The following is a 13,682-nucleotide window of genomic DNA, read 5'->3' on the forward strand; positions in this document are numbered from 1 at the left end:
CTTTTCTTGCTACTTCAGAATATTCTCTATCAATCTATAATTTTATGTAATAAAAAAAGAGCCGGGGAAGAGTGGCTCTTTTTTCTATCTATATAAATTTATCTAGCTAGCTTTATTATAATGCAATTGTTTTAAACTTATTTAAATCTGCAAAACTTGGCTCAAAACCATATTCTCTGCATACATTCATATATCTTTTTAAAAGTTTAATATCCATTTTTTTATTCCTCCTTGAATCCCTTATCTATCTAAATATTCTTTTCGCTTTCCATGATTCTATTATACAAAACTTCACATACGAATTTCTATAATTTTACTTATATCTACTTTTTTCGCTCTTATTTGCATTTTTGAAGCAATTTATTGCACTTACGACTTATTTTTTTGCGTTCACGATGATTATCCCATTTTTGTTGTATATTACTCATACAAATAAAAAAGAACCGGGGAAGAGTGGTTCTTTTTTTTATTTATCTATATAAATTTTTATGTGACTAGCGCTTTTACATTGCAATTGTTTTAAATTTATTTAAATCTTCAAAGCTTGGTTCAAAACCATATTCTTTACAAACATTCATATATTTTTTTAAAAGTTTAATATCCATTTTCATTTCTCCTTAAATCTTTTTACCTAAATATATTCTTTGCTTTCCATGACTTTATTATACAAAACATTCCATACTAATTTCTACAATTTTACTTATAGTGTATTTTTTTAATCTCATTTGTAATTTTATCTATATTTTTTACATTCACGATCTCTTTTTTTACATTCACGACGATTATTTTTAATAAATAGAAATATGTGAATATAACTCACGGTTCGATTTTATCAAACTTACTAAAAAAGCTGCTACACCTTCCGTGCAACAGCATCTTATTTCATTGAAACTAAACAAACTTTTTTAATATATTATTAACACTTTCTAATATAGATATCATTGTATTTAGCACAATTGGTAAAAATAATGCTACTATAAATCCTATACCACTTATTATAAATATCTTATACTGAATAGCATGTCCAATATAGATTTGATATCCATGAATAGCAGATGCCGCTATTGCTGCAATCATTACAACTTTGGATGCAATCCATGATATTAAACTTACTATCTTACATAAAAATATAACTAAAGATAATAAAGCCACTATTGGTAATAATACAATTTTTAGTGGTAACTTAATTAATTCGCTTACTGAAGATGATTCTTTTTTCTTTTTAGATTCTTCTTTTCTAGAATTATTTCTTTTTTCTTCTTTACTTTTATCATTATTCTTAGATTTATTTTTATTATTTTGGTTTTTACTTTTCACATTTCTTGAAGATGATTTCTTCTTTCTTTTCGTAGCTGTAGATTCTTCTTCATATTCTTCATTATTATCTCTATCTAAATTCTTTGAATTCTGCCTTGAATCAACTTCTTTAATATTCATAACCATTGTTTGCTGATATTGATGTCTTGCTCTTTCTAACATTATCTCTTCATATGCCTTATCAAATACCTTAATAAATGCTTTTGCTCGTTTTTCATCTTTTATATTTTCACTATATTCTTTTACCTTATTCTCATATGCTCTTCTAACTTCCTCCATTGATGCACTTTCATCAATACCTAAAATTTTATAATTTTCCATATGTTCATCTCCATGATGTATTTTATTTAAAGCCTATTATATCATCTACTTTTAAAGATTATATGAAAATATCACTATAAATATTTTTCTATAATAAAAAGTTAGTATTGTTCATACTAACTTTTTACATTTGTTACTATATAACTTTAAGTGTCCATTCCCCTCAACTATCCCATAATTCTTCATTTTCTAAAGATTAAATATATACTATTAACATTGATGCCTTCTTGCAAAATCCACAAATATAAACTTATCTGGTCTATGCCTTGATTCAGTATATTGAAATAAACTTGTATCATCTAGATATGTATAACTTCTTACTACTACTATCATCTCAAAACCTTTCATATCTAGATATTTCTTATCTTCCTCAGTGGCATTTTGAACTGTTATCTCTCTTTTTGCATATGCGATTTTTAATCCTAATACATTTTCTATATATTCATATAAGGAATCCTTACACACGTCATATGTAAGTTCATCCACAAACTTCTTAAGAATATAATCTTTATCCAATATTACTTTTTCTCCATCAAAAGATCTTGTTCTAACAACTTTCCATGTTTTTTCACTTTCACTTGTTTCTAAACCTTTTGCTATATTTTTATTTGGATATATACATTCTAATACCTCAACAAAAGTCTCTATATTACTACTATATTTTTCAGCAAGTTCCTTAAAACTTACTACTCCTGATGATGGAAAATTAAATTTATTTATATCTAATACAAAAGAACCTTTTCCTTTACTTTTTTGTATATATCCATTTTGCTCCAACATATTTAAAGCTTTTCTCACAGTATCTCTTGATACACTATATTGATTCATTAACTCTTTTTCTGAAGGTAACTTATCATTTGTTTGATAATCTCTATTTTCTATTTTATTTACTATAATGTTATACATTTTCAAATATTTTTTATCCACTTTATATCACCATAGTAATTCTATCATATGAATGTACTATTTCTCAATATAATAGACTACTGATTCATATGGTCTAAGAGTGATTTCATTAGTTACTTTATTCTCATAAGAATAATTAGATATTAATACTTTAGCATTATTATTGTCTAATAATTGTGATGGAGTATCTATCTTTATTTCTTCTCCATAAAAATTATTCAGTACAACTAAAGTCTTATTTTCATAATTTCTAGTATATCCAAAAACTTTATTGCTATCTTCTAATATCATCTTAAAGCTTCCTTTTGAAATTACATCATATTCTTTCCTTAATGATATTAGTTTTTTATAATGATAGAATATAGAATTTTTATCCTTAAGTGCATTTTCTGCATTTATCTCTTTATAAGATTTTCCTACTGGTATCCACGGAGTTCCCTTTGTAAATCCTGCATTTTCACTATTGTTCCATTGAATAGGCGTTCTTGCATTATCTCTAGATTTAGACTTTAATATTTCTAAAATTCTCTCCTCAGATTCACCTTGATCTTTCAATATATTATAATAATTTATCGACTCAACATCCCTATACTTATCTATACTATCAAAATAAGGATTGGTCATACCGAACTCCTCACCTTGATAAATATATGGAGTACCTCTCATCATATGAATAGTTGTTGCTAACATCTTAGCACTTTCATTATGATATTTCTTATCATCACCAAATCTTGATAATGCTCTTGGCTGATCATGATTGCACCAAAATACTGCACTCCAACCTTTTCCGCTTTCCATGCCTTCTTGCCAGTCTTTGAATATCTTTTTAAGCATCATAAAATCAAAATCTATTAAAGTCCATTTATCTCCATTTTCATAGTCAACTTTTAAATGATGAAAATTAAATACCATTGAAAGCTCTTTTTCATCTGGATTTGAATATTTAATACAATTATCTATAGATGTTGATGACATTTCTCCAACTGTTATTATATCTTCATACTTACCAAAAGTATTTTTATTAAGTTCTTTCAAATAAGTATGAATATTAGGACCATCAGTATAAAATCTTCTACCATCACCTATATTATCATCTTCAAAATTTTCTGGTTTTGATATAAGGTTTATTACATCTAATCTAAACCCTTTTACACCCTTATCTAACCAAAAGTTAGCCACTTTAAATATTTCATCTCTAACTTCACTGTTTTCCCAATTTAAATCTCCTTGAGTAACATCAAATAAATGTAAATAATACTCATCAAATTCTTCTACATATTTCCATGCTGAACCACCAAATTTAGAAATCCAATTAGTTGGTTCCTTTCCATCTTTACCTTCCTTAAATATATAAAAATCTTTATACTTTTTATCTCCCTTTAATGCATTTTTAAACCATTGATGCTCCGTTGATGTGTGATTAAATACCATATCTAGCATTATATCAATATTTCGCTCATTAGCTTCTATTACAAGTTCCTCAAAATCACTGATATCTCCAAATATTGGATCTATATTGTAATAATCAGCTATATCATATCCATTATCATTTTGTGGTGATGTATAAAATGGTGTTAACCATATATAATCTACTCCTAATTCCTTTAAATAATCTAACTTTTCTATTACTCCTCTTAAATCCCCAATTCCATCACCATTTGAATCATTAAATGATTTTGGATATATCTGATAAACTACACTTTCCTTAAAATCTTTCATCTTATTTATCTCCTTTTTCTTAGCAAGAAAGGATAATATAATAAATAATCAAAAATTATTTATATATATTATCCATTTCAATTTATTTTAACTTAATTTCTTTTTACCAACTATAACTGTTAATACAAATGGTACAACTATCGCTATGCCCATTGTTACCGCAAACATTAACATATGTTGTGGTTGAATTGAAAGTATTCCTGGAAGTCCTCCGATTCCTACAGCATTTGCCATAACTCCAGATCCAACTGAAACAATAGCAGCTATACCAGATCCTATCATTCCACAAATAAATGGGAAACCATATTTTAAATTAATACCAAATAACGCTGGCTCTGTTACACCTAAATATGCTGAAATACATGCTGGTATTGAAACTTGCTTTTCTTCTTCATTCTTTCTTTGTAAATATATCATTGCAAGAACTGCTGACCCTTGAGCTATATTAGATAAAGCAATCATTGGCCATAATAATGTTCCACCTACTTGAGACATTAATTGAAGATCAATTGCTGTTGTCATATGATGTAATCCAGTAATAACTAATGGAGCATATACAAATCCAAATATTCCTGCAAATATCCAACTAAATGATGATGTTAATCCTGAATAAACTACATTAGAAATCCATGATCCAATAGTCCAGCCAATTGGTCCTAATACTGTATGTGCTATAATTACTGTTGGTACTAGTGCAAAGAATGGTACTATTATCATTGATATTGATGCTGGTGAAATTCTTCTAAAGAATCTCTCAAGATATACAAGTAAGAACCCTGCTAATATTGCTGGTATAACTTGTGCTTGGTACCCTATCATATTTACTTTTGCAAATCCAAAATCCCATACTGGAGCTACTGTACCTTCTGCTACTGAATAAGCATTTAAAAGTTGTGGTGATACTAATGTAATCCCTAATACTATACCTAATATTTGAGTTGTTCCCATCTTCTTAGTTATTGCCCATGTAATTCCTACAGGTAAGAAGTGGAATATAGCTTCACCAATTAACCATAAAAAGCTATGTGTTCCTGACCAAAATTGTGATATTTCAATTAAAGACTTAGTTCCATTCTCAAAAAATTTAATGTCACCAATTATATTTCTAAAACCTAATATTAGTCCGCCAACAATAATAGCTGGAATAAGTGGTGAAAATATTTCAGCTAGATTTGCCATTAATTTTTGTATAAATGACATATTTGATTTTGCTGCATCTTTTACCTCTTCTTTACTTATTCCTTCAACACCGGAAACCTTTACAAAATCATTGTAGAAATCTGTTACTGTATTACCTATTATTACTTGAAATTGCCCAGCTTGGATAAATGTACCCTTTACTGATTTAAGTTTTTCAATTTGTTCTTTATCCGCCTTAGATGTATCTTTTAATACAAATCTCATACGTGTTACACAATGAGTCACAGCTGAAATATTTTCTCTTCCACCTACATACTCAAGTAACTTTTTTGAGTCATCAATGTATTTTCCCATCTCTCTTCCTCCTTAGTTCAAACATGTACGTATAACTTATATTACGTTACAATAATAACTTGTACGTATATGTTTGTCAATACTTTTTTGAAATAGTTTTCATAACATATTAATTTTTATAAAAATAAAGTAAAATATTGGTTAGAATAATATTTAGTCATTTGGCTGTTACTATTGATATATAAAAAAGAGTTAGCTTTTACACTAACTCTTTTTGTAGAACTATTAAAATACCTTATGTATTTATCAATACAATATAATGAATACGTACTTTTCACTTCTGTATGTTAATATTTTTCAATTAAAACTAATACTTTTTTGAAGTAACTTATTTATCTACAATAATAACTCTAAAACACAATTTATAGAATAACTTATTTTTAATAGGAAATACTATTCTATATTGATACATTTTATAAAGGAAGTGATATTATGAAACAAATTTCACAAGCTGAAATTTTATCTTTAACAGCAATATTAAAAGCAGAAGGTGATGGTCTTAAAATGCAAAGGGCTTTAGACACTATAATCACTGATGAAGATTTGAAAAGACAATCAGAAGCAAGCATCTTAGCTACTGAAGGTAGAATAAATGGGCTTATTAAATTTATAAATGAAAATAATATATTAACTACTGAGGAGGTAAATTAAAATGATAAAAATAGTTGGAGATCTAATCAAAGATAATGTTAATATAGATGATAAATTAATAGCTGAGAGTATGATAACTGCTGCAAAAGATGGAGCACTTCTTTATCTTAATTCAGCAACAACAAGCACAACTCCAGAGCTTAGGGCTATTTATACTGCTTCTGTAGGTCAAATGCTTGAAGGTGATGCAGCTCTCACAGAATTATCCATAAAAAAACAATGGGTAAAGCCATCTGAATCACTAATTAATCAATTACAATGTGCATTTGATTGTGCTAATAATACAGTTAACAAAAAAGATTAACTTTTTTACACTATCTCATCTGTAAATAGAATTAATTTTTATTCTAATCAAGATGAGCTGTCGCAATAATGAATGAATTTTCATAAGCAACAGCTCCTCTATCTTATAAAATAACTATACAACCTTTGTAGTCCAATCTTCACAATTCCAAGTTTCAGTTACTATATCTCTATAAAACTCTGGTTCGTGACATACTAAAAGTATTGTTCCTTTATATTCTTTTAATGCTCTTTTCAATTCATCCTTTGCTTCTACATCAAGATGGTTTGTCGGTTCGTCAAGGATTAATATATTTGTTTCATTATTAAGAATTTTACAAAGTCTTACCTTTGCTGCTTCCCCTCCTGAAAGTACAACTATCTTTGACTCAATTTGTTTTGTTGTAAGTCCGCACTTAGCTAGAGCAGCTCTTATTTCATATTGACTATATGAAGGGAATTCATTCCATACCTCATCAATGCAACTATTATAATTACTTTCTCTTTCTTCTTGTTCAAAATATCCTATATGCTGATATTCTCCAAGTTCTACTTCTCCACTTATTGGTTGTATTTTACCAAGTAAACTCTTAAGAAGAGTAGATTTCCCAAGACCATTTGCTCCAACTAAAGCTACTTTTTGTCCTCTTTCTAGAAGAAGGTTTAATGGTTTTGTAAGTGGCTCATCATAACCTATTACTAAATCTTTAGTTTCGAATATTAACTTACCTGAAGTTCTTGCCATTTTAAAGTTAAACTCTGGCTTTGGCTTCTCTTTCATAAGTTCAATTTTTTCCATCTTATCAAGCTTCTTTTGTCTTGATTTAGCCATGTTAGATGTAGCAACATTTGCCTTATTTCTTGCTACGAAATCTTCTAATCTAGCAATTTCCTTTTGTTGCTTTTCATAAGCTGCTTCTAATCTTTTTTTGTTTTCTTCATATAATCTCTTAAACTCATAATAATCACCAACATATCTTGTAAGTTTTCTTTCCTCTACATGATAGATTAAATTAACTACAGAGTTTAAGAAAGGAATATCATGAGATATTAAAATAAATGCATTTTCATAATTTTGAAGATATCTTTTAAGCCATTCAATATGCTCTTCATCAAGATAGTTTGTAGGCTCATCTAAAAGTAGTATATCTGGAGTTTGAAGTAATAGTTTTCCTAAAAGAATCTTTGTTCTTTGTCCACCAGATAGATTATCTACATCTCTATCTAATCCTAAATCCAAAAGTCCTAATCCTTTTGCCACTTCTTCAACCTTTGCATCTATAACATAAAATCCATTATTATCAAGCATATCTTGAATAACAGCAGTTCTTTCTAACATTTTATTTAATTCATCAGCATCAACTTCACCCATTTTTTCATATAAAGAATTCATTTCTGCTTCTAAATCAAATAAATACTTAAATGCATCTCTTAAAGCCTCTCTTATACTTTGTCCCTTAGTTAATGCTGCATGTTGATCCATATATCCAACTCTAACATTATTAGACCAAATAACCTTACCTTCATCAGGCATAAGCTTACTTGTAATTATACTCATAAATGTAGACTTACCTTCTCCATTAGCTCCAATAAGCCCTACATGTTCACCTTTTAATAATCTAAATGATACATCTTCAAAAATAGCTCTATCTCCAAAACCATGACTCATGTTTTTTACTGTTAATATACTCATATTTTCCTCCTACAGTCCCGCATAATTTCTACTATTGTAACACTAACTAATAGTTTAATTTATACAATAGTTTTCTGTCAAAGGAAATTTGTTCTGTTAATCTATTTATTAGTTAATAATGCTTTTTGCTCTATTGATGGTTATACTATAATAAGATTAATAATTTTGGAGGATAAATTTATGAACTGTAAATTTTATTTACATAAAGGTAAAGGTCAAAAAGCCATTGCTGGGCATCCTTGGATATTTAGTGGTGAAATCATGGGATATGACGGAGAATACACTAATGGTGATATCGTAGATGTATATACTAATGAAGGCAAATTTATAGGTAAAGGATATATAAATGATGTTTCTTTAATAACTATTAGAATTTTAACTAGAGATATAAATGAAGAAATTGATAAAGAATTCTTTAGACGCAAACTACACCTTGCTTGGGATTATAGAAAAAAAGTAATTGATACCTCTAGTTGTAGATTTTTATTTGGCGAAGCTGACTTCGTTCCAGGAATGGTCATAGATAAATTTAATGACTATTATGTTATCCAATCACTAGCTCTTGGAATAGATAAGTATAAACAAACTATCGTTGACATCTTAGTAGAAGACTTTGGTGCAAAAGGTGTTTATGAAAGAAGCGATGCCAGTGTGAGAAAAAAAGAAGGTATGGAACTAACAAAAGGTTTCTTAACTGAACCTTTTGATACTAATATAATCATTGAAGAAAATGGTGTTAAATATCATGTGGATATAGAAAATGGTCAAAAAACTGGCTTCTTCTTAGATCAAAAAGAAAATAGAAAAGCTATCCATAAAATATGTAAAGATGCAGAAGTTATTGATATTTGTACTCATACTGGTTCCTTTGCATTAAATGCTGGTATTGCCGGTGCAAAACATGTAATTGGCGTTGACATATCAGAGCATGCCGTAAATAACTGTAGAGAAAATGCTAAGTTAAACAACTTAGAAAATACTGTAGAATTTATTTGCGAAGATGCCTTCGAAGCTCTTAATGACTTCTATCATCAAGGTAAAAAGTTCGATGTTGTAATATTAGACCCACCAGCTTTCACAAAATCAAGAGAAACTATTAAAGCTGCACAAAAAGGTTATAAAAAACTTAACTTCAGAGGACTTAGAGTTGTCAAAGACGGTGGTTATCTTGTAACTGCTTCTTGCTCTCATTTTATGAGTCCAGAATTATTTAAAAAAGCTATTGCGGACGCTGCTAGAGATGCTGGTAAAGTATTAAGACAAGTAGAATTTAAAACTCAAGCGCCAGATCATCCAATTCTTTGGAATGATGATGAAAGCTATTATTTAAAATTCTATATTTTCCAAGTACTTTAAACTTAATTGGGGGAGGAATAATAATGGATGAATATACTAAAGCTCTCTTAGAGCTAGAAGAGTTACATGAAAGAAAATCAATATTTACTTCTTACTTTTTGAAAATGTCTAAAAAGGAATCTTCAATAGACGAGGGAACCTTCAAGGACTTAATGATGGATAATGTTTATCTGAAATTATTTTGTCCTTACCTTAGAACATCATTAGGAGAACAAATCTTATACAGCAATATAAGAAATCCCTTAACAAATAAAGAAGATTTAGAAAAAAGGCGTAACAAAATTTCTAAATTAAAATCTTCTAATATGAAAAATAGATTTACTAAAATATTAGATAACATCGGTACTATTGGATACTATAATTTTACAGATATTGTATTTAATAAACCTAAAAGATCCACTACTGTATCTATTATGTCTAAGATTTCTTTAATCTGTACCATATTAGCTGTAGCATTATATTTTGTTAATCCATTTCTATTATTCTTAATAGCATTTTCAGTAATTAGTTATCCAATATTTTCTGGTAAATTCTTTGATGACAATACTGATAATATAGTATTAATAAAATACTTAGCTAAAGTAATTTCTGGTGCGGAAGATCTTGCTAATGTAAATGCTCCAGAGTTTGCTGATGATATAAAAAGAATTCAAGAGATACATAAAAAATTCTCTTTAATTCCATTTCTAAGTAAATGGTTAGGTACACCAAATAAACAAAGTGCTATTGTAATAACTTTAGATACACTATTTGGTACTAGATATTTTGCCTATAACATAATAGCTAATATCTTAGAACGTAACAATAAAGAGCTAATTGAATTAGTAGAAATTATCGGTGAACTAGATAGCAATCTAGCAATATATGAAATCGAAGAAAATAACTATGTTTGCTCTCCAACCTTTACTGATAACAAAATATTCTCCTGTGAGGATTTATATAATCCTCTTATAGAAAATTGTGTATCAAACTCACTAACTATTAAAGATCATGGATTAATTCTTACAGGCTCAAATATGGCTGGTAAATCTACATTCCTAAGAAGTATAGGTATAAATGTTATTTTATCACAAACAGTAGGTATTGCTTTTGCTAAAAAATATGAAGCTCCTATCCTGAACATTTTAACTTCTATTAGTAGAAATGATAATATGTTAGCTGGAAAAAGTTATTATCTAGAAGAAGCTCAAGCAGTACAAACCATCGTTCAAAACTGTAATAATGAACTTCCTATTCTTTGTATAATAGATGAGATATTTAAAGGAACCAACCCTACAGAAAGAGTGGCAGCAGCGGCATCTATTTGTAATTACTTATCTAAAAGTAACTGCATTCCTATAGTAGCTACTCATGATATGGAATTAACATCAATGGTTAAAAATTATAGCTTTTATTACTTCTCTGAAACAATAAATAAAGATAAATCTATGACTTTTGACTATAAGCTAAAAAAGGGACTTTGTCCTTCTTCAAATGCAGTAAAAATATTAGAAATTTTAAACTATCCAAAAGAAATAATCGATGACACATATAAAAGATTGAAGAGATAGGGCACAGGGCACAGGGCACAGGGCACAGGGCACAGGGCACAGGGCACAGGGCACAGGGCACAGGGCACAGGAAAATTGTACTCTTTTGTGTTTATTGAATCAATTTATTTATAAAAACTATATATACTAAGGGACTTACTACAGGATTTTTAAAATAAATCTAATGTAACAAAGTCCCTTATTTTATAACACTATATATAGCTTTTTCTTTCTAAATTGTATTCTCAGAGTATTCTACACCTCTTTAAAACCCACTTACAATTACAGAAATTCCGCAGGAATTTCCTCATTACTTGTGCCCTGTGCCTTCATACTTGTAACCTGAACTATTCCATGATAATTCATATGCTGCATCTTCAGGACATACAGGGTTTAGCATTATATTTGTTGATAGCTCATATCCTGCTATATTATTTTTTCTAGGATAAAATTCTATATAAAAATGATAATACTTACTTTCTTTAATAAAGTAATAACATATATTTATTGGTGGATCATGAAGTATATTATCAAGACTTTTTATAACATTATTATATATATATGATAACTCACTTATTTCTTCTTCTTGAAATTCTTCTAATGACTCAGTATGAACTTTAGGTACAATCCTAACGGTATAAGCTAAAATAGATCCCTTAGGACAGTATGCTAAAAAATATTTTCCATTATACACTATTCTATCCTTTTCTTTTATTTCATTATTTATTTCATCACAAACCATACATCGTCCTGTGCCTTCTCTGTACACTCTCAACTTTTCCTCTTCTTTTAAGTACTTATTAGGTATATTATTAGTTGCTAATATTTGAGAATGTATATGATCCATAGATGCTCCAGCTTCACGTTTATAATTCTTAAAAATTTGAATATGCTTAATTTCTTTAAATTCCTTTAAATATTTAATCATAGCTTTATATAAATTAAATAACTGTGAAGTCTCTTCTTCATCAAATTCAGATAACTTTTTATAATGATTATTAGTTTCTATAACTACATAATGAAGTCCCCTAACAACAAAATTTTCATCATCTAACGGAGCTACAGCAGGATACTTATTTTCTATTACTCTCATAGTCCAAGGATCTCCAATTGCCATAATTGTATGCTGCGTAACCTCGTCAGATCCAGGACAAAATGGACATTGATCTTTTGATATATTTCTCCCACTAACTATAGGTCTTTTTCCTCTTCCTCTACAAAATATAACTTCTTTATCCGTTAACATATCAAAACTATAATTACTATTATAAAATTTAACCTTCATTTTCTTATCCTCCATTAGCTTAATACTAATTTGTCTAAAACTTTATTTACTTCTTAGTTAAATAAATATAATACCTCAGTAGAATAAATAAAATAAACTTACATAAAATAAAGAAGCTATTAATATAATATTATTTTTATAATGGGAGTGTGCACATGGATATAGAGTATTTAGTAATTTCTTTATCTGCAAAATCTGATACTGAAATTCAAGATAAAATTAATGAATTAAGTTTAGTCGGTTGGCAATTAGAATTTGTACTTCCTGACGGTAGACACTACTTCAAAAGACATGAAGTAGAATTATAATCCAAGAATTGTTTCTCATTACTGAACACTATCCTTCAGTCCTATTTTAATAGTAAAGAGTGAAAAGCTAAAAAGTATTTTCATTTTACCTCTTCACTCTTCACCATTCCTTACTCACTCTTCAATACTTTTCCCTCTTTATATACAGGAACTACATTTGTAATATCCTTCTTACAACAATAAATAAAATCATCTTGAAGTCCCAATTCCATTATTCTTCTATAATGTCTAGCTTCTTTTATATAATCTTCTACATTATCATTATTTTTATAAACAAATAATGCTGTTTTAGCTATATCAGATAACTCTGTTTCATTTTCCATGTTGCATAAGTGATTAATTATATGCCCTCCACATATAAAATCATCTATTGAAAATTCACCTTCTGTTCCAGCATTAACAATAACTACATCGTCACCTATCTCAACAAGTTTTTTAGCTACTGCTTCTCCGTTAATCATTGCTGCCATAATTAAAGTTTTCCCTTTTTCACATCCTTTAATTGCACGTGTTCCATTTGATGTTGTCATAGTTACTATTTTACCCGCTACCTTGTCCTCAGTATATTCTAATGGAGAATTTGAAAAATCAAAACCTTCTATTTTAATAGCATGCCTTTCTCCTCCCAGTAAACAATCATTTTTATCTTTCAAGGCCAATGCTTCTTCTATTGTAACTACAGGTATAACTTCTTTACAGTTGTTTTTTATTGCAGTAACGATAACACTCGTTGCTCTTAACATATCTATCACAACTACAGATTTACCTATTAGCTTGTCCTCTTTAATAAAATCCACTGATGGTACTAAATCTATCTTCAT

Annotated in this window: 12 protein-coding genes; 5 read left to right on the forward strand and 7 right to left on the reverse strand. The window is 28.6% G+C overall.

Features of this window, described 5'->3' with window-relative positions:
- Positions 1-891 precede the first annotated feature (891 nt).
- From CM240_RS12610 to treP, 4 genes are all read right to left on the reverse strand, one after another.
- Complete coding sequence (locus tag CM240_RS12610) at positions 892-1,638, reverse strand: J domain-containing protein (RefSeq protein WP_044039470.1); 747 nt, start codon at positions 1,636-1,638, stop codon at positions 892-894.
- Between the two features lie 210 nt (positions 1,639-1,848).
- Complete coding sequence (gene treR / locus CM240_RS12615) at positions 1,849-2,565, reverse strand: trehalose operon repressor (RefSeq protein ID WP_044039471.1); 717 nt, start codon at positions 2,563-2,565, stop codon at positions 1,849-1,851.
- Between the two features lie 36 nt (positions 2,566-2,601).
- The gene (gene treC / locus CM240_RS12620; protein ID WP_044039472.1) at positions 2,602-4,263 is read right to left on the reverse strand and encodes an alpha,alpha-phosphotrehalase; all 1,662 of its coding nucleotides are present in this window, start codon (positions 4,261-4,263) and stop codon (positions 2,602-2,604) included.
- 87 nt (positions 4,264-4,350) lie between these two features.
- Complete coding sequence (gene treP, locus CM240_RS12625; RefSeq protein WP_044039473.1) at positions 4,351-5,757, reverse strand: PTS system trehalose-specific EIIBC component; 1,407 nt, start codon at positions 5,755-5,757, stop codon at positions 4,351-4,353.
- A 432-nt stretch (positions 5,758-6,189) separates the two neighbouring features.
- On the opposite strand from treP, the gene CM240_RS12630 reads away from it, so the two are divergent.
- Positions 6,190-6,408, forward strand: a complete 219-nt coding sequence (locus CM240_RS12630; protein ID WP_044039474.1) for a hypothetical protein — start codon at positions 6,190-6,192, stop codon at positions 6,406-6,408.
- Position 6,409: 1 nt separating this feature from the next.
- Positions 6,410-6,712 (forward strand): spore coat protein, encoded by a 303-nt coding sequence (locus CM240_RS12635; RefSeq protein ID WP_044039475.1) that lies wholly within the window; start codon positions 6,410-6,412, stop codon positions 6,710-6,712.
- Between the two features lie 114 nt (positions 6,713-6,826).
- Here the strand turns inward: CM240_RS12635 and abc-f are convergent, their stop codons facing one another.
- Positions 6,827-8,383, reverse strand: a complete 1,557-nt coding sequence (gene abc-f / locus CM240_RS12640) for a ribosomal protection-like ABC-F family protein (protein ID WP_044039476.1) — start codon at positions 8,381-8,383, stop codon at positions 6,827-6,829.
- A 180-nt stretch (positions 8,384-8,563) separates the two neighbouring features.
- Here abc-f and CM240_RS12645 point away from each other — a divergent pair, with 180 nt between their 5' ends.
- Together CM240_RS12645 and CM240_RS17855 are read left to right on the forward strand one after the other, a co-directional pair.
- On the forward strand, positions 8,564-9,739 hold the full coding sequence (locus CM240_RS12645; protein ID WP_044039477.1) for a class I SAM-dependent rRNA methyltransferase: 1,176 nt from the start codon (positions 8,564-8,566) through the stop codon (positions 9,737-9,739).
- A gap of 23 nt (positions 9,740-9,762) precedes the next feature.
- Entirely contained in the window at positions 9,763-11,289 is a 1,527-nt protein-coding gene (locus tag CM240_RS17855) for a MutS-related protein (RefSeq protein WP_044039478.1), read from the forward strand.
- Positions 11,290-11,578: 289 nt separating this feature from the next.
- Here CM240_RS17855 and CM240_RS12655 read toward each other — a convergent pair whose 3' ends face one another.
- Positions 11,579-12,553: a galactose-1-phosphate uridylyltransferase gene (locus tag CM240_RS12655; protein ID WP_051483829.1), complete on the reverse strand. Its 975-nt coding sequence runs from the start codon at positions 12,551-12,553 to the stop codon at positions 11,579-11,581.
- Positions 12,554-12,708: 155 nt separating this feature from the next.
- Here CM240_RS12655 and CM240_RS17560 point away from each other — a divergent pair, with 155 nt between their 5' ends.
- Complete coding sequence (locus CM240_RS17560) at positions 12,709-12,861, forward strand: hypothetical protein (RefSeq protein ID WP_156930554.1); 153 nt, start codon at positions 12,709-12,711, stop codon at positions 12,859-12,861.
- A 110-nt stretch (positions 12,862-12,971) separates the two neighbouring features.
- On the opposite strand, the gene CM240_RS12660 is transcribed toward CM240_RS17560, so the two are convergent.
- Entirely contained in the window at positions 12,972-13,682 is a 711-nt protein-coding gene (locus tag CM240_RS12660) for a 2-phosphosulfolactate phosphatase family protein (RefSeq protein ID WP_044039479.1), read from the reverse strand.

This window comes from Clostridium bornimense (assembly GCF_000577895.1).
Classification (GTDB): domain Bacteria; phylum Bacillota; class Clostridia; order Clostridiales; family Clostridiaceae; genus Clostridium_AN; species Clostridium_AN bornimense.